The sequence below is a fragment of the Leucobacter massiliensis genome (genome assembly GCF_002982315.1).
In the GTDB taxonomy this organism is placed as follows: domain Bacteria; phylum Actinomycetota; class Actinomycetes; order Actinomycetales; family Microbacteriaceae; genus Leucobacter; species Leucobacter massiliensis.
Genome location: NZ_MWZD01000013.1, coordinates 350,200 through 371,054 on the forward strand (window position 1 = coordinate 350,200; position 20,855 = coordinate 371,054).

19 protein-coding genes and 1 tRNA gene are annotated in these 20,855 nt (G+C 71.8%); 3 read left to right on the forward strand and 17 right to left on the reverse strand.

Features of this window, described 5'->3' with window-relative positions; translation table 11 throughout:
* Window positions 1–3: 3 nt before the first annotated feature.
* The 5 genes from efeO to B4915_RS03850 all read right to left on the reverse strand — a co-directional run bounded on the left by efeO (window position 4) and on the right by B4915_RS03850 (window position 4,857).
* Window positions 4–1,212: an iron uptake system protein EfeO gene (gene efeO / locus B4915_RS03830; RefSeq protein ID WP_105804500.1), complete on the reverse strand. Its 1,209-nt coding sequence runs from the start codon at window positions 1,210–1,212 to the stop codon at window positions 4–6.
* A complete protein-coding gene (gene efeU, locus B4915_RS03835; protein WP_105804501.1) occupies window positions 1,209–2,135 on the reverse strand; it encodes an iron uptake transporter permease EfeU in 927 nt (308 codons plus the stop codon). The genes efeO and efeU overlap by 4 nt, the downstream gene beginning before the upstream one ends.
* Window positions 2,136–2,302: 167 nt before the next feature.
* Entirely contained in the window at window positions 2,303–2,791 is a 489-nt protein-coding gene (locus B4915_RS03840; protein WP_105804502.1) for a Dps family protein, read from the reverse strand.
* Window positions 2,792–2,962: 171 nt separating this feature from the next.
* Entirely contained in the window at window positions 2,963–3,688 is a 726-nt protein-coding gene (gene hemQ / locus B4915_RS03845) for a hydrogen peroxide-dependent heme synthase (protein WP_105804503.1), read from the reverse strand.
* A 56-nt stretch (window positions 3,689–3,744) separates the two neighbouring features.
* The gene (locus B4915_RS03850; protein ID WP_105804504.1) at window positions 3,745–4,857 is read right to left on the reverse strand and encodes a ferrochelatase; all 1,113 of its coding nucleotides are present in this window, start codon (window positions 4,855–4,857) and stop codon (window positions 3,745–3,747) included.
* A gap of 162 nt (window positions 4,858–5,019) precedes the next feature.
* Between B4915_RS03850 and B4915_RS03855 the strand changes: the two genes are divergently transcribed.
* On the forward strand, window positions 5,020–5,775 hold the full coding sequence (locus tag B4915_RS03855) for a FadR/GntR family transcriptional regulator (protein WP_105804505.1): 756 nt from the start codon (window positions 5,020–5,022) through the stop codon (window positions 5,773–5,775).
* A 36-nt stretch (window positions 5,776–5,811) separates the two neighbouring features.
* Here the strand turns inward: B4915_RS03855 and B4915_RS03860 are convergent.
* A tRNA-Ile gene (locus B4915_RS03860) sits at window positions 5,812–5,885 on the reverse strand.
* A gap of 11 nt (window positions 5,886–5,896) precedes the next feature.
* The gene (locus B4915_RS03865; protein WP_105804506.1) at window positions 5,897–6,598 is read right to left on the reverse strand and encodes a TetR/AcrR family transcriptional regulator; all 702 of its coding nucleotides are present in this window, start codon (window positions 6,596–6,598) and stop codon (window positions 5,897–5,899) included.
* A gap of 93 nt (window positions 6,599–6,691) precedes the next feature.
* Here B4915_RS03865 and B4915_RS03870 point away from each other — a divergent pair, with 93 nt between their 5' ends.
* The gene (locus B4915_RS03870; RefSeq protein ID WP_105804507.1) at window positions 6,692–7,939 is read left to right on the forward strand and encodes an MFS transporter; all 1,248 of its coding nucleotides are present in this window, start codon (window positions 6,692–6,694) and stop codon (window positions 7,937–7,939) included.
* Between the two features lie 9 nt (window positions 7,940–7,948).
* Here the strand turns inward: B4915_RS03870 and B4915_RS03875 are convergent, their stop codons facing one another.
* Entirely contained in the window at window positions 7,949–8,500 is a 552-nt protein-coding gene (locus B4915_RS03875; protein WP_105804508.1) for a DUF308 domain-containing protein, read from the reverse strand.
* A 141-nt stretch (window positions 8,501–8,641) separates the two neighbouring features.
* Here B4915_RS03875 and B4915_RS03880 point away from each other — a divergent pair, with 141 nt between their 5' ends.
* On the forward strand, window positions 8,642–9,295 hold the full coding sequence (locus B4915_RS03880) for a DNA-3-methyladenine glycosylase (RefSeq protein WP_105804509.1): 654 nt from the start codon (window positions 8,642–8,644) through the stop codon (window positions 9,293–9,295).
* Window positions 9,296–9,312: 17 nt separating this feature from the next.
* Here B4915_RS03880 and B4915_RS03885 read toward each other — a convergent pair whose 3' ends face one another.
* The 9 genes from B4915_RS03885 to carB form a co-directional block, all read right to left on the reverse strand.
* A complete protein-coding gene (locus tag B4915_RS03885; RefSeq protein WP_105804510.1) occupies window positions 9,313–10,269 on the reverse strand; it encodes a siderophore-interacting protein in 957 nt (318 codons plus the stop codon).
* Between the two features lie 167 nt (window positions 10,270–10,436).
* A complete protein-coding gene (locus tag B4915_RS03890) occupies window positions 10,437–11,297 on the reverse strand; it encodes an ABC transporter ATP-binding protein (protein ID WP_105804511.1) in 861 nt (286 codons plus the stop codon).
* Window positions 11,294–12,385, reverse strand: a complete 1,092-nt coding sequence (locus tag B4915_RS03895) for a FecCD family ABC transporter permease (RefSeq protein ID WP_105804512.1) — start codon at window positions 12,383–12,385, stop codon at window positions 11,294–11,296. Before B4915_RS03895 ends, B4915_RS03890 begins: the two co-directional genes overlap by 4 nt.
* The gene (locus tag B4915_RS03900; protein ID WP_105804513.1) at window positions 12,382–13,488 is read right to left on the reverse strand and encodes a FecCD family ABC transporter permease; all 1,107 of its coding nucleotides are present in this window, start codon (window positions 13,486–13,488) and stop codon (window positions 12,382–12,384) included. The genes B4915_RS03895 and B4915_RS03900 overlap by 4 nt, the downstream gene beginning before the upstream one ends.
* Entirely contained in the window at window positions 13,485–14,516 is a 1,032-nt protein-coding gene (locus B4915_RS03905; protein ID WP_105804514.1) for an iron-siderophore ABC transporter substrate-binding protein, read from the reverse strand. Before B4915_RS03905 ends, B4915_RS03900 begins: the two co-directional genes overlap by 4 nt.
* An 87-nt stretch (window positions 14,517–14,603) precedes the next feature.
* Window positions 14,604–15,629 (reverse strand): DMT family transporter, encoded by a 1,026-nt coding sequence (locus B4915_RS03910; RefSeq protein ID WP_181158448.1) that lies wholly within the window; start codon window positions 15,627–15,629, stop codon window positions 14,604–14,606.
* A 56-nt stretch (window positions 15,630–15,685) separates the two neighbouring features.
* Window positions 15,686–16,588 (reverse strand): guanylate kinase, encoded by a 903-nt coding sequence (gene gmk / locus B4915_RS03915; RefSeq protein ID WP_105804596.1) that lies wholly within the window; start codon window positions 16,586–16,588, stop codon window positions 15,686–15,688.
* Between the two features lie 47 nt (window positions 16,589–16,635).
* Window positions 16,636–17,490, reverse strand: coding sequence for an orotidine-5'-phosphate decarboxylase (gene pyrF, locus B4915_RS03920; protein ID WP_105804515.1), 855 nt, complete (start codon window positions 17,488–17,490; stop codon window positions 16,636–16,638).
* A gap of 2 nt (window positions 17,491–17,492) precedes the next feature.
* A complete protein-coding gene (gene carB / locus B4915_RS03925; protein ID WP_105804516.1) occupies window positions 17,493–20,852 on the reverse strand; it encodes a carbamoyl-phosphate synthase large subunit in 3,360 nt (1,119 codons plus the stop codon).
* Window positions 20,853–20,855 lie beyond the last annotated feature (3 nt).

The window sequence follows — 20,855 nt, forward strand, 5'->3', positions numbered from 1 at the left end:
CGATCAGCCCTTCACCACGGCGGCGGTGAGCCGCGACATGGGCTCGCTCAGCGCGTTGAGCTTGGCCGCGAGCCCCTGGCGCTCCGCGTCGCCCACGGTGTCGTAGGACACGAATCCCTGCTCGTAGGAGCCGTACTCGCCGAGCGCGGTGAACATGTCAGCGAAGCGCTGGTCGAGATCGTCGACGAGGTCCTGCGCGCCGTTCGCCACCGCGAGCTCCCTGACCGTGTCGAAGGCGACCTGCGCGCCCTCGACGTTCGCGGTGAAGTCCCAGAGATCGGTGTGCGCGAACTCGTTCTCCTCGCCGGGCAGCTTGCCGTCGGGGGCGGCGACCTCGTCGAGCAGTCCCTTCGCGCCCTCGGTGATATCCGCGAGCGTGAGCGTGAATCCCGGATCGGAGACCTTGTCCTTGAGCTCGGTGACGTCCGCGACGAGCTTCGCACCGAGCTCGGCGCGCTGCTCGGAGGTGAGGGGCGTGAGATCCGGATCCCCGGGGTAGTCGCCGTTCGCGACCGCCTCGGCGTTCCACAGGTCCATCTCGATGCGGTGGAAGCCGGTGAACTCGAGCCCCTCCTCGTCGGCGCCGGGCTTGCGGTAGTCGATCTTCGGGTCGAGGTCGCCGAACTGCTCCGCCGTCGGCTCGATCCGCTCGTAGCTGATGCGCGCGATCGGGAAGAGCCGTTTCGCCTCGGCGTCGTCTCCGGCCGCGTAGGCGTCGACGAAGCGCTGCACCTGGGGCACGAGCTCCTCGGCCTGGCTCTTCACGTAGCCGATGTACTGCGCGACGATCGCGTCCTGCTCCGGAGAGGATTCGATCGCCTCGCCGCTGACGGTGAAGCGCGCCTCCCCCACGCCCTCGCCGATCATTCCGGGCTTGCAGCTCGTGTAGTACTCCCCGGGCCCCACCTGCACCGTGAGCTCGCGGCTCGATCCCGGTGCGATGTTCTCGACCTCGCCGACGATGGTCAGCCGGTTGGCGCCGAGCACGTAAAACTCGTTCACCTTCGTTCCGTCGTTCCGCACCGCGAAGGTGAGGGTGCCGCTCGGCGCCTCGGCCGTCTCGACCGCGCATTCGGTGTCGCTCGCGGTCACCGCGATCTTCGCGCCACCGTCGGGTGCCGCGTTGGGCACGCAGCCGGTGAGCGCGAGGGCGCCTGCGGTGAGGGCGATGAGGCCGCCCGCGAGTCGGGGTCGGGGTCGGGGAGTGTTCACGGCGTTCCTTTCGAGGAGGCGGGGATCGGAGGACTCGACGTCTGCGGGCTCTGGGGCCGGCGCTGCTGTGCAAAGGACGCACGGAGGAAGACGGTGAGCGTGGGGATCAGGTAGGCGAACCAGGCGATCACCTCGAGCTTCGTCATCTCTGGCGAGAAGCCGAGCGTGCCCTTCAGCAGTGCGCCGAGCAGGCCGTCGGGGGCGATGAGGTGCGGAATGCGGAAGGCCCAGGCGGCGTCCCCGTACCACGCGGCGACGAAGGCGCCCGCACCCGCGGGCGCCTCGGCGAAGGGGCCGGGGAGCACCGCCGCCTCCTGCAGATCATGGACCGCGTAGGCGAGCACCCCGGCCGCGAAGAGGATCAGCAGCACGCCCGACCACCGGAAGAAACGGCCGAGGTCGATGCGGACCATGCCCCGGAACAGCGCCCAGCCGAGGATGACGGCGAGGAGGATCCCCGACACGGCGCTCCCGAAGCCGAGCAGGGGCGAGACCTCGCTGGCGCGCGTCGTCGCCCAGATGAAGAGCGCGGTCTCGAGACCCTCGCGCCCCACCGAGACGAAGCCGATGGCCGCCACGGCCCAGCCACCGCCGAGCAGGGCGCGGTCCACTTGGCCGCGGAGCGCGCTGCTCAGGCCGCGGGCGGCCCGGAGCATCCAGAACACCATCCAGGTGACCATCGCGACCGCGAGCAGCGACAGCGATCCGCCGATGATCTCCTGCGCACGGAACGACAGCCCGTAGGCACCGAAGGTCAGCACGGCACCGAGCACGAGGGAGAGGCCGACGGCCGCCGCCACGCCGAGCCAGATCTTCCGCGCCGCGTCTCGTCGGCCCAGCTGCTGCACATAGGCGAGCAGGACGCTCACCACGAGCGCGGCCTCCAGTCCCTCGCGGAGTCCGATCATCAGCGTGCCCAGCATGTCCCGCCTCTCCCTGCACATGAGATGTGAGTAAGGCTCGCCTTACATCAGAAAGCTACCACATCCTCATCCGATGTTTGGACGAGCGTAGAAACGGGTGCGCCCCGTGCCGTCTCCGGCACGGGGCGCACCCGTTCGTCCGCAAGGGGCCGAGGCCCGGCGGCGTGCTACTCCGCGAAGTGGGAGAAGAGGAACCAGCGGTCCTTGTCGAGCTGCTGCGCGAGGGCGATGACGATGTCCTGGCTCACGAGGTCCACATCGTCCAGCCCCTTCACGGCGGCGTAGATGGTCTCGAGCGCGGCGTCGATCTGCGCGACCACCTCGCGCACCGTGACGTCGGACTGCTGGAAGCCGTCGCTCAGCTCGGGAGCGGAGGTGCGCGCCGCGACGGTACCGATGCGGGCATCGACCGGCAGCCCGAGCGCGACGATCCGCTCCGCGACCTCGTCCGCGCCGGCCTGGGCGTGATCCACCACCTGATCGAGGAACTCGTGGACCCCGATGAAGTTCTCGCCGCGGACGTGCCAGTGAGCCTGCTTGCCGTTGACGGCCAGCGCCACGAGGTCGTGGACGACGGGGGTCAGGTACTGCGCGACGCCCGTGGGTCGGTGCAGGTCGCCCTGCGCGGCGGGAACGGTAATCTGCTTGGTAGCCATCGAATGTACCCCTTTCATTCTGCGTTGCTTCTACGCTACGCGAATCCGAGCCGACCGCAAGGAAGGAAAGGCTCGGCTAAACGTGCGGATCCCCCCAAGCTCAGCGGCCGTTTCCGGCTCGCTGCGCCGGGGAAAGCCCTGTGAATGCCGGCTTCGCTGCCCGTCCGCCCGTCACGCCGCGGCGCGAGCGAGGAGTTCCTCGGGGGCGCAGCGCGGACCGGTGAAGAACGGCGTCTCCTCGATCACGTGGCGGCGTGCCCCCGTCGCGCGCAGCTCGCGCATCAGGTCGACGATGCGGAGCAGATCGTCCGCCTCGAAGGCGAGCAGCCACTCGTAGTCTCCGAGCGCGAAGGATGCGACCGTGTTGGCCAGCACATCGCCGTAGTCCCGCGCGGCCGCGCCGTGCTCCCGCAGCAGCTCACGACGCTCGGCGTCGGGCAGCAGGTACCACTCGCGGCCGCGGACGAAGGGGTAGACGCAGACGTAGTGCTTCGGCGCGTCCCCGGCGAGGAATGCGGGCACGTGGCCGCGATTGAACTCCGCCGCGCGGTGGACGCCGATGGTGGACCAGACCGGCGCGATGCGGCCACCGCCCCACTCCAGCACCGCCCGGTACGCGCGCTGCAGCGCCTCCGGGCTGGGCGCGTGCCACCACACCAGCATGTCGGCATCGGCGCGGTAGCCCGAGACGTCGTACCAGCCCCGCGTGCGCAGGCCCGCGATCCCATCGAGCTCGCCCAGCAGGCCGCGGACGATTCCTCCCCACGCGGGTGAGACGCCCACCCCCGCCCCGCGCTCCCACCGGAACACGGCGTACATGGTGTAGTTCACGGCTGCGTTGATCTGCTCGGCGACGTCGCTGTGGTCGACGTGCTCGGCACGGCTCGGTTCGTTCATCCTCTGCTCCTCATCGATCGGTGCGCGCGCCTGCCCGGCGCCGTTGCGCGTCGTGCTCAGTCGGCCGTCCCCGCGAGGACCGGAATCCCGGTCACCTCGCCATGCCGCATCCGGCAGCTGCCCGCCGGCGCCTCATCGGGGAAGGCGGGGAGGGCGCCGACGGTCCGGGGGACGGTCTCCTCGCCGCGTTCGCGTGCGGCGCGCTCCAGGATCATGTCGACGAGCCCGCTCACGAAGCTGTGACGCACGCCCACCGTTCCTGCGCGCACGGCCTGGACCCCGTGCTCTTCCGCCGTCTCCATGGCCTCGACGTCGAGGTCGAATGCGACCTCCATGTGGTCGGAGATGAAGCCGATCGGCGCGATCACGAGCTTGCGCACGCCCTGCGCGACGAGCGCTTCGATGTGGTCGTTGACGTCCGGCTCGAGCCACGGCGTTCGCGGGTCGCCGGAGCGGGAGCAGTATGCGAGCGAGGAGCCGAGCGGCGCGCCGTGGCGCTCGGCGAGGGCGGCGTCGATCGTGGCCCGAACGTCCTCGTGCTGCTCGCGGTATCCGGGGCCGGTGACGGCCGAGGCATCCTGCATGGTGTGCGGGATCGAGTGGGTGACGTAGAGCACGTGGGCGCCGTCCAGCCCTCCGTCGAGCTGCGCGGCAGCCTCCTCGATCGCCTCGAGGTTCGCGGTGACGAAGCCAGGATCGTTGAAGAACGGGCGCAGCACGTCGATCCGCGGGGCGTCCTCGCCAAGTTCGGCGACCGCCGCGGCGAGATGCTCGCGGTACTGGCGGCTGCCCGAGTAGGACGCGTAGGCGCTCGTGACGAGCGTCAGGATCCGCCGCGCCCCGAAGGCGCTCGCGTCCCGCAGCGTGTCGACCGTGTAGGGGTGCCAGTTGCGATTCCCCCAGATCACCGGGAGTGCGACCCCGCGCCTGCCGAGTTCGGCGCGGACGGCATCGAGCAGCTCGAGGTTCTGCTCGTTGATGGGGCTGCGCCCGTCGAAGTGGTGATAGTGCTCGCCGACCTCGGCGAGCCGTTCCTCGGGGATGCCCTTGCCCCGGGTCACGTTCTTGAGGAACGGGATCACGTCGTCGGTGTGGTTCGGCCCGCCGAAGGAGCAGATCAGCAGGGCGTCGTAGGGCGCAGCGGACGGCAGTGAGTCTGAAGCGGTCATGTCTGGCACCGTACCACCGTCGAGCCTGTACATCAGATGTATAAGATCTGATCTGCTGTGCGATTCGGCGGGGGTGCCGGCCGTCCGGCCCGTGCCGCCGCGCACAGCCGCGCTGACTATAGTTGAGGGAGGTTCTCACTCGGCATCAGGGGTTGCTCACACATGACTACGACGACGCGCGGCTCTCGGAAGGCCCGGGAGACCCTCGACTTCCTGCGTGGCAAGATCGCCGGGGACGAGTGGCGCGTGGGCGAGATGATCCCGAAGGAGCCCGAGCTCATGCAGCTCATCGGCGTCGGAAAGTCGACCGTGCGCGAGGCCGTCCGATCGCTCGCGGCCTTCGGCATGCTGGAGACCGTGCCCGGCGTCGGCACCTTCGTCCGCTCGCGCACGCCGGTGAGCACGATCCTCACGGAGTTCCTCGCGGACCACGATCTGGAGGAGGTGCTCGTCTACCGTCGCTCGCTCGAGATCGAGGCGGCGCAGCACGCGGCGATCAACCGCAGCGAGGAGCGGCTCGGCGCCCTTCGGGAGGCGTACGCCCGGTCCGTCGCCGCCGGCCCGGAGCCGGTCGACAGCTGCGACGCCAGCACCGCACCCGGATCCTTCCACCTGCTCGTCGTGGAAGCCAGCGGCAGCAGGCTGCTGAAGGACCTCTACCTCGGAGTGATGTCGGTGCTGCAGCGCGCTGCGGCCGACGGCCGGGTGATCCTGGGCACGACGCTCGAGACGATGCACAAGGACCACGGGGCGGTGCTCGAGGCGATCGAGGCGCGTGACGTGCGCAGCGCCGCCCACTCCATGGCGCTGCACGTGGACCGGGACCTCGGACTGCGCACCGATATGCTCGACCTCAGCCCGCACACCGAGCGCGCCGCCTCGCTCATCGACGCGGGCTACGACCCCAACGCCGCCTGAAGGATCACGGCGCGGGCACCGCGAGGTCCCGAGGAGTAGGGCGTGCGGGGCTTGAACCCGCGACCGACGGATTATGAGTCCGCTGCTCTGACCGACTGAGCTAACGCCCCTGGCACGACCTTCACAGCTTACCGTGCGCGCTCGCGCTCGGCGCGACGGTCGGCGCATCGCCCGAGGGCGCCCGCGGCGGAGGCTCCGCGGCGGAGAGGAGGCGGGCGGCGAATGCGCGTGCGCGTCGCAGGCTCCCGTCGCCGCCGCCGATGCCGCGGTGGGCCACCGCACCTTCCAGGAGCAGGAAGAGATGATCGCATAGCTCGTCATCGAGTCCCGGCGCGCGGACGTCCCGTCGATCCCCCGCGCCCTGGCTCGCGCCGACGGCCGCATCCTCGCGCACGACCTCCGCGAGGCGCTCACGCACCGCCAGCTTGTGCTGCTGCACGAAGGCGTATCCCGGGTGGTCGCGGTCGAGCTCGCCGGAGGCGTTGAGGTACGCGCAGCCGCGGTCGACCGGAACGGCCGGCTCCAGGTAGGCGTCGAAGAAGGCGAGCGCGCGCGGACGCGCGGCGTGGCGCAGCCGCTCCTCCAGCTCCTCCCACCAGCTCCGGTGGCGCTCCCGCAGATAGGCGAGCACGAGCGCGTCCTTCGAACCGAAGCGGTCGTAGAGGGTCCGCTTGGTGACCCCCGACTCGCGCGCGATGAGGTCCACGCCCACCGCGTGGATGCCGTGCTGGTAGAAGAGCTCGGAGGCGACGTCGAGCAGCCGCCGCGCTCCGGGAGTGAGCCGCACCGGATCCCCGTCTTCCACCTCATACCCCGCTGTCATCCCGGCCTCCACCCCGTTGACTTCACCGATCAGTGCAGTATAGCTTGGCCGGGTTCACAGATCAGTAAAGCAACCCGGGAGGCCCTCACGCCCATGCTGCTCACCCGCACCGCGCACGCCCCGCCGAGCCCGCTCGCCCTCACCGCGAGCGGCATCGCCCTCATCGCCGCGAGCTACGGCTTCGCCCGCTTCGCCTACGGGCTCTTCATGCCCGCCTTCCAGGACGAGTTCGCGCTCGACGCAGGCGCGGGCGGGGCGATCGCCGCCGGGTCCTACCTCAGCTACTGCCTCGCCGTGCTCGCCGCCGGAGCGCTCACCCGCAGCTGGGGCAGCCGCGCGGTGGCGGTCGCGGCAGGGGTGACCGCCGCGTGCGCGACGCTCACCGTCGCCCTGGCGCCGCACCCGCTCGTGCTCGCCGTCGGCGCCGTGGTCGGCGGTGCGAGCACCGGGATCGCCTCGCCTCCGCTCGCCGAGGCCGCAGCGCGCGCCGTGAACCCCGATCGTCGCGACTCCGTGCAGACCGCGATCAACTCCGGAACCGGACTCGGTGTCGCCCTCGCCGGCCCGATCGCCGTAGCCCTCGCCGATCACTGGCGCCTCGCCTGGGCGCTCTTCTCCGCGGTGTGCGTCCTGGTCACCTGGTGGGTCGCTCGCACGCTGCCGCCGCGAGACGCCGATGCCGCACCGGCGGTGGACGTCGCCGATTCGCTCGTCGACGCCGGCCGGCCCGAGCAGCCCGCTGCGACCTCCCCTGCGCGGCGCGCGGCGCCGGAGGAGGCCGTCGCCGGCAGGCTCCGGCTGCTGCTCGCGGCCGGCGCCGCCGGCATCGCAAGCGCCGCCGTGTGGACCTTCGGCCTCACCCTGCTCACCGAGGAGGGCCGAATCGAGGAGTCCCTCGCCCAGACGAGCTGGCTCGTGCTCGGCGTCTGCGGCGTCATCGGCGCGGGGGCCGGTCTGCTCGTGCGGATCGCCGGCCTGACCCGGGCGTGGGTGGCGGTGTGCGCCGCGCTCGCCATCGCGACGGGCGGCATGGCCGCACGGCCAGGCGATCCGCTGACGGCCTTCGCGGCGAGCGCCGTCTTCGGGGCGGCCTACATCGCCCTCACCGGGCTGCTGCTCGTGTGGGCGACACGGCTTACCCCGGAGCGGGTCGCCCGGGGCGTCAGCCTCGCCTTTCTCGCCCTCGCGGTCGGCCAGGCGTGCGGATCCTCGCTCTGGGGCCTCGTGGGCGAGCGACTCGGCCTCGTCCCCGCCTTCGCCTGCGCGGCCGGAGCCGCCGCCGCGGCTGCGCTCATCCGCCCCGCCCGGCGCCGCCGCGGCGCGCAAGCCGCCGGCGAGTGAGCGAGCGGGCTACACGATGATCGTGGTCGTCGTCCCCCGCGCTCCGCGCAGGCGCCAGGCAGCGGAGACGATCAGCACGCCGAGCAGCAGCATGCACAGCCCGCCCACCACCGAGACGATCGACAGCGCCAGCCCGGGGAAGACGAGCGCGACCACCCCGCCGAGGAGCATCACGGCGCCGGGGACGATCCCGAGCGCCCTCCGCCGGGAGATGCGCGCCGCGATCGCGATCCAGATCACGCCGAGCACGATGAGCCCGGCGCCCACGAAGCTCACGAGCGCCGCGACGGTCAGCTCCGCGAAGGCGATCGCGAGCACCCCCGCGAGCAGGAGCAGGACCCCTCCCAGCATCGGGGCCGAGCCACCACGTGTGATGAGCGCAAGCCCGTTCACGATGAGGGCGGAGCCGAACAGGATCGCCACGGCCCAACTTCCCGCGAACAGGGGCCAGACGAGGAAGGCGAGGCCGACGAGCCCGACGAGCACCCCGGTGGTCGCGAGCGTCCACCAGGGGAAGCGCCCCGTCTGCGTGACACGGTACGGAACGGGCTCCTGGCTCATCAGCGTCCTCCTCCGGCCCCGGCGAGGCCCCGCCCTCAGGGTACGGCACGCGCCCGGAGGCACGGCCCGCGATCGCCCAGAGCGTAGGGGCACGCCCCTGCCGGTGCGCGCGACGGCGCACGCTCCTGCGAGAATGGAGCGGTGACCCGCGAGCTCTTCCGATCCCCGGCGCTGGAAGTCGCTCCGATGCTGCTGGGGGCCCGGCTCACGGTCCACTCGCCCGAGGGGCCGGTGACGGTCCGCGTGACCGAGGTCGAGGCGTACCACGGGGTCGGCGCACCGGGCCCCTACGACGCGGGCTCGCACGCGCGCGACCGCCGGACCGAGCGCAACGCCTCGATGTTCGGGCCACCCGGACACGCCTACGTCTACTTCAGCTACGGCATGCACTTCGCCCTGAACCTCGTGTGCTCACCAGAGGGCATCGCCTCCGGGGTGCTGCTGCGGGCCGGCGAAGTCGTCGACGGCGCCGAGCTGGCACGGTCCCGTCGGCTCACGCGCCGCTCGGCGCCGCCCGCGGACCACCTGCTCGCCCGGGGCCCGGGCAATCTCGCCGGGGCGCTGGGGATCCGCCGCGAGGAGCACGACGGCAGGGACCTCTTCGCCGCGCCGTTCGAGCTGCGCCTCCCGGCGAGTGACGGCGTCGCGACCCCGGCTCCGATCGCCCGGGGACCCCGCGTGGGCGTCGCCGGGGAGGCCGGAGGCCGGGCCTTCCCGTGGCGCTTCTGGCTCGCGGGCGAGCCGAGCGTCTCGGCGTTCCGGCCGGGCCGGGGGGCACGCGAGCATCTCGGCTGAGGGCACCGAGGCTCGGCTCAGCCCTTCATGGCGACGCCGCGGCGCCAGTACCCCATGAACGCGACGCGGGATCGAGGAATCCCGAGTTCCTTCACGAGATGCCGCCGCAGGCTCGTGACGACGCTGCTCTCGCCCGCGATCCAGTGGTAGCGGGCGGACTCGGCGCCGCCCTGCTCCGCCGGCTCCACGATGTCCTCGCCCAGCGCGGAGAACGCCGGGGTCTCCCAGAGCAGGGCGTCGGCGGCGACGCCCTCGGACCGGGGCAGCTCGGTGACGAGAGCGTCAGCCACGGGCTCCCGTCCCAGATAGGCCATCACCCCGGGGATCAGCTCGGCGCCGTGCGCGTCTCCCGGACCACGCGCGAGCCACCGGAGCTCCACACCGGCGGGGGCATCGATCGCCAGCCGGTCCTCGGCGAGCGGCACCTCGATGAACGCCGCCCCGCGCGCGTCGCGCGGCAGCTCCTCCAGAATGCGCGCAATGGCGGGCGCCGCGGTCTCGTCGCCCGCGAGCAGCAGGTCGCGCGCCCCCGCCGGCTCGAACTCGATTCCGCCGCCGTCGAGCCGGCCGCGGCGCGGGGCAACCACGAGCAGCTCCTGTCCGGGGCGGGCCCGGCTCGCCCAGAGCGAGGCCGGGCCGGTCGCGCCGTCGGCGAGGTGCAGCACGAAGTCGATCACGAAGCGCGTCGCGCCGTCGGGCTCGAGTTCGATGCGCCGGATCGAGTAGGTGCGCATGGAACCCCGTTGCTCCTCGGGCAGTGCGAGCCACTCGGCATACCACTCCCCGCTGTCGCGCAGCTCGGGCAGCACGCCGTCGCCGGGCGGGAAGATCAGCTTGATCCGCTGGTCCAGCGTGCGCTCCGGGTTGCCGAAGGCGCGCAGCGCGTCGCCCCCAAGGGTGATCCGCGCGAAACTCGGCGAGACCCGCTCGACCCGCTCGACCCGCGCGCGGGCGACGCCGAACGGGCTCTCCACGACCGCATCCTGAGACGCTCCGAGCCGCGCGCGGTCGTCCGCTTCGGCCGATTCGGGCCGGTCCCCTCCCGCTCGCCGCCGAGCCGCGTGCCGCGTCTCCCGTGCTTCCAGTCCTGCCACCGTGCGCTCCCCTGCTCTCGTTTCCACCCGATGCTCCCCGCGCCCGCTCACCCGGCGCCCGCCGCGACCCCGGCGCGCGGCTCCCCCGCCCCGGCGTCCATCCGCGCTCCGGGGTGGTGCCGGCTGATCGGCACCACCAGCGGGCTCCCGTAGACCGGGTCGGCGATGACGCGGCTTTCGAGCGCGAACACCTCGCGCACCAGCTCCGGCACGAGCACCTCCGCCGGCGTCCCCGCGGCCCGGATCCTGCCCTCGCGGATGGCGACGAGCACATCGGCGTAGCGTGCGGCGAGATTGAGGTCGTGCAGCACCATCACCACGGTGGTGCCGCGGTCCCGGTTCAGCTGGCGGAGCAGGTCGAGCACCTCGAGCTGATGCGTCACGTCCAGGTAGGTGGTCGGCTCATCGAGCAGCAGCACCTCCGTCTCCTGGGCGAGTGCCAGCGCGATCCACACCCGCTGCCGCTGCCCGCCTGAGAGCTCGTCCACGGCGCGATCCGCGAGCTCCGCGGTGCCGGTCGCCTCCAGCGACGCCGCCACGACCTCGCTGTCGCGCGCGCTCCACCTGGCGAGTGCGCGCTGGTGCGGGTGGCGGCCGCGGCCGACGAGCTCCGCGACCGAGATGCCCTCGGGCGCGATCGGGCTCTGCGGCAGGAGGCCGAGCACGCGCGCCAGTTCCTTGGTGGGGCGCTGGTGGATGGCGCTGCCGTCGAGGAGCACCCGCCCCTCGCGCGGCGTCAGCAGCCGGGCGCAGCTGCGCAGCAGCGTCGACTTGCCGCAGCCGTTCGGCCCGACGATGGCGGTGATGCGCCCCGGCTCGAAGGCGAGGTCGAGGCCGTCGAGGATGGTGAGGTCGCCGTAGCCGACGCTGAGCGCCTCGGCGGTGAGCTGACGGGTGCGAGCATTCATGCGGTCTGTCCCCTGCGGTTCATGCGGATGAGGAGGAGGATGAGGTAGGGCGCGCCCAGCACGCCGGTGACGACCCCCACCGGGTATCGGCCGTCGAGGAGGTTCTGGCCCGCGAGGTCCGCGAGCAGGACGAGCAGCGCGCCCGTCAGGCCGGCGGGCAGCAGGGCGGAGCCGGCGGGCCCGGCGAGGCGGCTCGCGATGGGCCCGGCCATGAACGCGACGAACATGACCGGCCCCGCGCTCGCCGTGGCGAAGGCGAGCAGCGCGACGGCGGCGGCGATCATGAGGATCCGGACACGTCCCACCGGTACTCCGAGCCCGGTGGCGGCGTCCGGTCCGAGGCGCACGAGTTCCAGCGATCGGGAGCCCGCGAAGAGCAGGGGCAGTAGCACGGCGGACGCGATCGCGAGGGTGAGGATCTGCTCCCCGCGCGCGCCGTTCAGGCTGCCCGTGAGCCACTGCATCGCCCGCTGGATGTCCCACTCCCCGGCCCGGGCCACCATGTAGGAGGTGACGCTCTGCAGCATCGCGGCGAGGCCGATGCCGACCAGGATGAAACGGGTGCCGACGAAGCCGCCACGGTTCGCGAGCAGGAAGATCGCGGCGGCGGTGGCCAGCGCTCCGAGCAGTGCGAACGCGGCCGCGGGGCCGTCGCCCAGGCCGAGCACGACGATCCCGAACACGGCGGCGGCCCCCGCGCCGGAGCTCACGCCGAGGATGTCGGGCGAGGCGAGCGGATTCCCCAGCATCGTCTGGAAGGTGGCGCCGGCGATGCCGAAGGCGAAGCCGACGAGGATCGCGAGAGTGGCGCGGGGCAGGCGCAGCTCCGCGACGGTGAACGATGCGCCGGGGACATCGGCGCCCAGCACCGCGGGAACGACCTCGTCGAGCCCGTAGAAGGTGTGACCCACCATGAGGGTGACGGTGAACCCCGCGATCACGGCGATGGCGAGCCCGGTGATCGCGAGCCGGCGACGCCGCAGGTGGCGGCGGCGCGCGGCGCCCACGGCCGCAATGGTGCTTGCGGCGGCGCGGCCGGCCCGGGGCGCGGCGGCGCCCGGCCGATCGACGGTGCGAGCGGTGCTCATAGCGCGCGCACCCGCTGCCGGCGGACGATCCAGATCAGGAACGGCGCGCCGAGGAACGCGGTGATCACACCGACCTCGACCTCCTCGGGACCTGCGATCACCCGCCCGATGACATCGGCGCCGAGCAGCAGCGCCGCTCCCGAGAGCGCCGTGAGCGGGAGGAGCCACCGGTGATCGGGGCCGAAGAGGGTGCGGCACAGATGCGGCACCAGGAGCCCGACGAAGCCGATGGGACCCGCGGCCGCCGTGGCCGCCCCGCAGAGCAGCACCGCGCCGCACGCCGCAACGGCCCGGGTGCGCATGACGTGCTCACCGAGGCCCGTTGCCATCTCGTCGCCGAGCGCCAGGGAGTTCATTCCCCGCGCGGTGCAGGCGCAGATCACGGCGCCCCCAAGCAAAAAGGGCAGGGCGACGCCGATGCTCTCCCAGCTCGCGCCGCCCACGCTGCCGACGCGCCAGAACTGGAAGGTGCGCAGCAGATCGACGCGCGGCAGCATGATCGCCGTCGTGAGCGACACGAAGGCGGCGCCGCTCGCGGCTCCGGCGAGCGCCAGCTTGAATGGGGTCGGGGATCCGCCGAGCGAGCCGACGAGATACACGAACAGCGCCGCAGCGGCCGCGCCGGCGATCGCGACGCCCATGAGCGCGAAGGGACCGGACACCCCGAAGAAGGTGATGCTCGCGACCACTGCAAGCGCCGCACCGCTCGACACCCCCATGATGCCGGGCTCGGCGAGCGGATTGCGGGTCACCGCCTGCATGGTCAAGCCTGACAGCGCGAGGGCGGCGCCCACGAGCCCGGCGAGCACGGTGCGCGGCAGGCGCTTCGTCACCGCAGCCTCGCCGACCGTGTCCGCCGACCCCTGCAGCGCGGAGAGGATCTCGCTCGCGCCGACGGTGCGCACGCCCACGGCCACGGAGACGGCGCAGAGCAGCAGCACGAGCGCGAGCAGCCCGGCGAGCCACAGCGCGCGGCTCCCGGCGCCGCGCTTCAGTGCGCCGAGGGCCGCACCCGGATCGGCGAGCCCCGCTGCGGGAGGCGTGTCCGGCTCGGCCGGGGCGGCGGTGTCCGCGACCGGTGCGCTCGGCGCGCGGGAGCTCACTCGCCTGCCGGATCCGCGGCGCCTGCGAGCAGGGCGAAGTAGTCGTCGAGCCCCCAGGCGATCGACAGCGGGGTCGGGTTGGCGGCCGCCGCGAGCGGCGTGGAGTCTTCGAGGATCGCGATCCTGCCCTCGGCGACTGCGGGAATCTGGGAGAACAACGGATCGGACTGCAGCTGCCGCACGATCTCCCCCTCGGCGTCGCCGTAGGTGACGAAGACGTCGACGTCCGCGAAGCGGTCGACGGCGTCGGCGCTGAACTCCACGTAGAAGTCCTCGGTCTTCTCGCTTTCGCTTTCGACGGCCGCGGGCTGCGGGAGGCCGAGCTCTGCGAGGAAGCCGGGCCGGGTGTCGTGCACCGTGTAGAAACCGATCTTGGAGAGGTCCGAGGGGTTCACGAAGGCGAAGAGGAGCTTCTTGCCGATCAGCTGCGGGTGCTTGTCGAGTGCGGCCGCGCTTTCCCGCTCGAGTTCCGCGATCAGTTCCTCCCCCTGCTCGGGCATGCCGATCGCCGCCGAGTTCAGCTCGATCATCTCCGAGAGCGAGGTGCCCCACGCGGTGTCGGGGTAGGCGACGACGGGCGCGATCTTGGAGAGGGTGTCGTAGTCCTCCTGGGTGAGTCCGGAATAGGCGGCGAGGATCACATCCGGTTGCGTGTCGGCGACCGCCTCGAAGTCGATGCCGTCGGTCTCGTCGAAGAGCGCGGGGGTCTCGGCGCCGAGCTCGTCGAGGCGTTCCTCGACCCACGGGAGCACGCCGTCGCCGTCGTCGTCCCCCCAGGTGGCCTTGCTCATCCCGACCGGGACGACGCCCAGCGCGAGCGGCACCTCGTGGTTCGCCCACGCGACGGAGGCGATGCGCTCCGGCTTCGCGGGGATGGTGGTGGTGCCGTAGACGTGCTCGACGGTGACCGGGAAGCCACCGGCGCCGTCCGTGTGGTCCTCGGCGTCGTCCGCCTCTGACGAGCAGCCGACGAGCCCAGCGGCGAGCGTGAGCGCGGTGAGGCCGGCGAGCAGGCGTGTGAGGCGCACGTGCGATCCCTTCGATGGATGTGCGGGCGAGTGCCCGGGCACCCCAGCGGGGGCCACATCACATGATGGTTAGGTGCGCCTAAATTGTCAAGCCCCGGGGTCTTGCCCGAGCCCCTCCTCAGCCGCGGCGGAACCGTGGCGGTGCCCCTCGATTGCCGAGTGCCCCGTCTGCGGATGGTACTTCGCCAGGCCGATGACGCCCACGACCGCGACCGCACCCGACACGACGAACGCGGCGCCCGCCCAGGGCGGTGCCGCCGCAGCCTCGCCCAGCACCACGATGCCGATGAGCACCGCCACGATCGGGTCGATGACCGTCAGCCCAGCCACCACCAGGTCGGGCGGGCCCGAGGAGTAGGCGTTCTGCACGAACACCATGCCCAGCAGCGCGCCCACGATCAGCGCCGCGACGCAGGTCCACGTCAGCCACTCGAACTCGCCCTGCTGCAGCCGCCCGATCACGACCTTCGCGAACGTCGCCACGAAGCCGTAGAGCACGCCCGCGCCCACGATGTAGATCAGGGCCACGCCGCGATGCCGGAAGGCGACGAAGAGCAGGAGGGCGAGCGCGAGCACCACCGCGAAGGTGATCAGGATCGTGATGAGCTTCTGATCGGTGACCTTCCGGTCCACGGCGGTGTAGGCGGCGATCGACACGAACACCACGATGCCGAGCACCGAGAGCGCGATCGAGCTCCGCACGCGCTTCCCCAGCCGCACCCCGCTCATCCGGGAGTTCAGGATCGAGGTGATCACCAGCCCGACCACGCCGATCGGCTGGACGATCATGAGCGGCGACAATGACAGGGAGCCGATCTGGAAGAGCACCGCGATCCCGAGCAGCGCCGTGCCGAGCACCCAGGACGGACGCCGCAGCAGATTCAGCATGTGGCTGAACGACAGCCCCGCGCCGGCGCTCACCCCCACGATCCGCTCCACCTTGTTCAGGCCGCGCGATTGGTACTGCGCCCCGAACGCGAGGAGCGCCGCCCCGATCAGGGCGAGCGGGATCCCGAGCAACTGCTTCGGATCGAGCCCCAGCACCTCGTCGAGGGAGGCTGCGTAAAGCACGGAGCCCAGGCTGGCGGCGGAGTCGAGGAGGCTCTGGGTCACGACTCCACGCTATCGCGTGCCGGACCCGCACGGCCCGAACCGCTCGGCGCGGCCCGTCACTCGCCGCGCATCAGCTCGACGAGCCGCGCCGCCGCACGCGGCACCTCGTCGTTCACGATCACCTCGTCGAACTCGTCCGCCGCAGCCAGCTCCACGCGAGCCGTCGCGAGCCGGCGCTCCCGCTCCTCCGCATCCTCGGTGCCGCGCCCCACGAGCCGGTCCACCAGTTCCTCCCAGCTCGGCGGCGCGAGAAAGACCAGCCGCGCCTCCGGCATGCTCGCCCGTACCTGCCGGGCGCCCTGCAGGTCGATCTCGAGCAGCACCGGCTCGCCGCGCTCGGCCGCCTCCACCACCGGACCACGCGGGGTGCCGTAGCGGAAGCGGTTGTGCACCGTCGCCCACTCCAGCAGCTCCCCGCCGGCCAGCATCCGGTCGAAGCGCTCGTCGTCGACGAAGAAATAGTGAACACCCTCCTCCTCACCGGGCCGCGGGGCCCGCGTCGTCGCCGACACGGAGAGCCGGATGTCGGGGTAGTGCTCGCGGATGTAGGCGGCGACCGTCCCCTTCCCGACCGCGGTGGGACCGGCCAGCACGGTCAGCGGCGGCGGTCCCCCGGCCGGCGAGGCACCGGTGCGCTCGCGGACGAAGGACTCCAGCCGCTCACGCTGCAGCGCGCCGAGCCCCCCGAGCCGCTTGCGCTCCGAGATCGCGAGCTGCTCGCGGATCCGCTCCGCCTTCACGGCGCCCACCGAGGGAAAGGAGAGCAGGAAGTCGGTGATGCGCAGCGAGGCCGCGGGGCTGCCGGGGACCCGCGACTGCTCCAGCACCCGGAACGGCGAGATCTCGCCGGCACGCAGGCGCCGCTTCAGCTCGGCACGCGCCCGGCGGGCCGCGATCGCAGCGCGGTTGGCCGCGACGCGATCCACCTCGGGCATGGCGGGCGTCTCACGGTCGTTCATCATGGGTGCTCCAGTCGGCGGTCGAAAACGGCTGATGGCATCGTATGCTACGGGCTCGCGAGCGCCTCGCCGACAAGCTCGGAGCGCTCACGGATACGCGTCGCGAGCCCCTCGGCTCCCCCGCCGAGCAGGCTGCGCGACTCGTTCGCGAGCAGCGCCCAGCCGAGACCGCCGAAGATCTCCCGGGCGTCCTCGATGCGAGCCCCCTGGTGCCCGAAGCCGGGCGCCAGCACCGGCAGCGCCGGCCTGGCCGGCGGCAGGCCGGTGTCGATGCCGAAGTCCTCGAGCCGAAGCGTGGCGCCCAGCACCACGCCGACCGAGCTCACGTGCGTGTCACGCGGCGAGACACAGGCGAGCGCGTCATCGACCATCGCACGCGCCACGGAGCGACCGTCCGAGCGCTGGGCGCGCTGCACCTCCCGGGCCTCGGGATTCGAGGTCGCGGCGAGCACGAACAGCCCCTTGCCGTGTTCCCGCACGAGCTCGCAGGCGCCCGCGAGACTGCCGAATCCCTGATACGCGGCGACCGTCATCGCGTCCGCCTCCAGCGGGGACCCCGGAGCCAGCCACGCCTCCGCGTACGCTGCGAAGCTCGTCCCGATGTCTCCGCGCTTCACATCCGCGATCACCGGCACGCCCGCGCCGCGAGCGTCGGCCAGCACTCGTTCGAGTGCGGCGTAGCCGGCGGAGCCGAAGCGCTCGAAGAAGGCGATCTGCGGTTTCACGCAGGCCGCCACCCCAGCGGCGGCCGCGACCACCTCACGGCCCATGCGCTCGGCGCCGGCCGCGTCATCGGCGAGGCCCCAGTCAGCCAGCAGCCCCCGGTGCGGGTCGATCCCCACGCAGAGGTGCCGCCGGGCGGCGAGGGCCTCGCCGAGCCGATCCGAGAACGAAGCGGCCACGCTCAGGCCGCCCCGGCCGCGGCCTTCGCGGCCTGACGATCCCGCTCGTACTCCTGCAGCGACTTCACCGCGAAGCCCTGCTGCTGCGCCGAGACCGCCCCCACCGCCGCGGAGAGCTCCGAGATCGTGGTGAAGATCGGCTTGTCGGCTGCGATGGCCGCCGCGCGGATCTCGTAGCCGTCGGCGCGCGCGGCAGAGCCCGAGGGGGTGTTCACGATCATGTCGATCTCACCGCGGTTGATCAGGTCCACGATCGTGTCGCCGTCGGCGTGCGCGGAGTGCTTGCGCGCCACCTCGGAGGAGATGCCGTTGCGGGCGAGCACCACCTGGGTGCCCTGCGTGGCGAGGATCCGGTAGCCGAGCTCCTGCAGGCGCAGGGCCGGGAGCACGATCGAGCGCTTGTCGCGATCCGCCACCGAGAGGAAGACGGTGCCGCTCGTGGGCAACTCGCTCCCCGCGGCCGACTGGCTCTTCGCAAAGGCCGTCGGGAAGTCGCGGTCCATGCCCATGACCTCGCCCGTCGAGCGCATCTCCGGCCCGAGCAGCGAGTCCACGACGAGCCCCTCATGGGTGCGGAAGCGCTTGAACGGCAGCACCGCCTCCTTCACCGCGATCGGCGCGTCGATCGGGGCCCGTGAGCCGTCTCGTTCCGGCAGGAAGCCGGCGTCGATGAGCTGCTGGATGGTCTCCCCCGCCATGATGCGCGAGGCCGCCTTGGCGAGCGGGATCCCGAGCGCCTTCGACACGAAGGGCACCGTGCGCGAAGCGCGCGGGTTCGCCTCCAGCACGTAGAGCACGCCCTGCCCGATCGCGAACTGCACATTGAGCAGGCCGCGCACGCCGATGCCCTCGGCGATGCCGAGCGTCGCCTCGCGCACCCGTGCGATCTGATCATGGCCGAGGGTGACGGGGGGCAGCGTGCAGCTGGAGTCCCCCGAGTGCACCCCGGCCTCTTCGATGTGCTCCATCACGCCGCCGACGTACAGCTGCTCGCCGTCGTAGAGCGCGTCGACGTCGATCTCGATGGCGTCGTCGAGGAACCGGTCCACGAGCAGCGGGTGCCCCGGGCCGACGAGCGCGTGGCCCTCGATGCGGTCGAAGTAGCCGCGCAGGGAATCGGTGTCGTAGACGATCTCCATGCCGCGCCCGCCGAGGACGAAGGAGGGCCGCACGAGCACGGGGTAGCCGATCTCCTCGGCGACGCGGATCGCGCCTTCCATGTCGATCGCGGTGCCGTTGCGCGGGGCGACGAGGCCCGCCTGCTGCAGAATCCCCGAGAACGCGCCGCGCTCCTCGGCGAGGTCGATCGCCTCGGGGGTCGTGCCGAGGATCGGGATCCCAGCGTCCTTGAGCGGCTGGGCGAGCCCGAGCGCGGTCTGCCCGCCGAGCTGCACCACGACGCCCAGCAGCTCGCCCGAGCGCTGCTCGGCGTGGATCACCTCCAGCACGTCCTCGAGCGTCAGCGGCTCGAAGTAGAGGCGGTCCGAGGTGTCGTAGTCGGTGGACACCGTCTCGGGGTTGCAGTTGATCATGATCGTCTCGTACCCCACCTCGGAGAGCGCGAAGGAGGCGTGGACGCAGGAGTAGTCGAACTCGACGCCCTGGCCGATGCGATTCGGGCCGGAGCCCAGGATCACGATCTTCTTGCGATCGCTCGCCGCGACCTCGGTCTCGAGGTCGTAGGAGGAGTAGTGGTAGGGCGTGAGCGCGGGGAACTCGCCCGCGCAGGTGTCGACCGTCTTGTAAACGGGTCGCAAGCCGAGGCCGTGCCGCAGGCCGCGGATCTCCGACTCGGAGACACCCCGGATCGCGGCGATCTGCGCATCGGAGAAGCCGTGGTCCTTCGCCTCGCGCAGCACGTCGAGGGTGAGCTGCGGCGAGGTCTTCACGAGCTCGGCCACCTCGTTGATGAGCACGATCTGGTCGAGGAACCAGGGGTCGATCGCGGTCGACTCGAAGACCTGCTCGATGGTCGCGCCGAGCCGCAGTGCCTGCTGCACGTCGACGATCCGGCCGTCCGTGGGGCGCTTGATCCGCTCCAGCAGCTCCTCGACTCGCTGTGCCCTGCGGGCTGCCGCTGTAGCGGCACCAGCCGACCCGTCGAACGCTTCGCGTTCTTGGGGCTCGTCTGCCCAGTGGAACGAAGTGCCCCGCTTCTCCAGCGAGCGCAGCGACTTCTGCAGCGCGGTGGTGAAGTTGCGGCCGATCGCCATCGCCTCGCCCACCGACTTCATGGTGGTGGTGAGCGTGTCGTCGGCGGCCGGGAACTTCTCGAAGGCGAAGCGCGGGGTCTTCACCACGACGTAGTCGATGGTCGGCTCGAAGCTCGCCGGCGTCTTCTGGGTGATGTCGTTCGGGATCTCGTCGAGGCGGTAGCCGAGCGCCAGCTTCGCGGCGATCTTCGCGATCGGGAAGCCGGTCGCCTTCGAGGCGAGCGCCGAGGAGCGGGAGACGCGCGGGTTCATCTCGATGACGATGATGCGGCCCGTCTTCGGGTCCACGGCGTACTGGATATTGCAGCCGCCGGTGTCGACGCCGACGCGCCGGATGATGTCGATGCCGATGTCGCGGAGCTTCTGGAACTCCCGGTCGGTGAGCGTGAGTGCCGGCGCGACCGTGATCGAGTCGCCGGTGTGCACGCCCACGGCGTCGACGTTCTCGATGGAGCACACCACGACCGTGTTGTCGGCCGTGTCGCGCATGAGCTCGAGCTCGTACTCCTTCCAGCCGAGGATCGACTCCTCGAGCAGCACCTCGCTCGTCGGGCTGTAGTGCAGGCCGTCGCCGGCGATGCGGATCAGGTCCTCCTCGGTGTAGGCGAAGCCCGAGCCGAGCCCGCCCATCGTGAAGGAGGGCCGCACGACGAGCGGGTAGCCGAGATCCTTCGCGAACTCCTTCGCCTCCTCGAGCGTGTGGGCGATGTGCGATCGCGCCACATCGGCGCCCGACTCGATGACGAGGTCCTTGAAGATCTGGCGGTCCTCGCCGCGGCGGATCGCATCGACCTTCGCTCCGATGAGCTCCACGCCGTGCTTCTCGAGGATCCCGCGCTCGTGCAGCTGCATGGCGGCGTTGAGGGCGGTCTGGCCGCCGAGGGTGGGCAGGATCGCGTCGGGGCGCTCCTTCACGATGATCGACTCGATGACCTCGGGCGTGATCGGCTCGACGTAGGTGGCGTCCGCGAAGTCGGGGTCGGTCATGATCGTCGCCGGGTTCGAGTTCACGAGGATGACGCGCACGCCCTCCTCGCGCAGCACGCGGCAGGCCTGGGTTCCCGAATAGTCGAACTCGACGGCCTGCCCGATGACGATCGGGCCGGAGCCGATGACGAGGACGGAGTTGATGTCTGAACGCTTGGGCATGGC

Excerpts from the sequence above, each read along its gene's own strand:
- B4915_RS03875 (WP_105804508.1), bottom strand. The coding sequence starts at position 8,500 with ATGAGCCAGGAGCCCGTTCCGTACCGTGTCACGCAGACGGGGCGCTTC.
- carB (WP_105804516.1), bottom strand. The coding sequence starts at position 20,852 with ATGCCCAAGCGTTCAGACATCAACTCCGTCCTCGTCATCGGCTCCGGC.
- gmk (WP_105804596.1), bottom strand. The coding sequence starts at position 16,588 with ATGAACGACCGTGAGACGCCCGCCATGCCCGAGGTGGATCGCGTCGCG.
- hemQ (WP_105804503.1), bottom strand. The coding sequence starts at position 3,688 with ATGAACGAACCGAGCCGTGCCGAGCACGTCGACCACAGCGACGTCGCC.
- B4915_RS03865 (WP_105804506.1), bottom strand. The coding sequence starts at position 6,598 with ATGACAGCGGGGTATGAGGTGGAAGACGGGGATCCGGTGCGGCTCACT.
- B4915_RS03870 (WP_105804507.1), top strand. The coding sequence starts at position 6,692 with ATGCTGCTCACCCGCACCGCGCACGCCCCGCCGAGCCCGCTCGCCCTC.
- B4915_RS03840 (WP_105804502.1), bottom strand. The coding sequence starts at position 2,791 with ATGGCTACCAAGCAGATTACCGTTCCCGCCGCGCAGGGCGACCTGCAC.
- B4915_RS03850 (WP_105804504.1), bottom strand. The coding sequence starts at position 4,857 with ATGACCGCTTCAGACTCACTGCCGTCCGCTGCGCCCTACGACGCCCTG.
- B4915_RS03895 (WP_105804512.1), bottom strand. The coding sequence starts at position 12,385 with ATGAGCACCGCTCGCACCGTCGATCGGCCGGGCGCCGCCGCGCCCCGG.
- B4915_RS03855 (WP_105804505.1), top strand. The coding sequence starts at position 5,020 with ATGACTACGACGACGCGCGGCTCTCGGAAGGCCCGGGAGACCCTCGAC.
- efeU (WP_105804501.1), bottom strand. The coding sequence starts at position 2,135 with ATGCTGGGCACGCTGATGATCGGACTCCGCGAGGGACTGGAGGCCGCG.
- B4915_RS03890 (WP_105804511.1), bottom strand. The coding sequence starts at position 11,297 with ATGAATGCTCGCACCCGTCAGCTCACCGCCGAGGCGCTCAGCGTCGGC.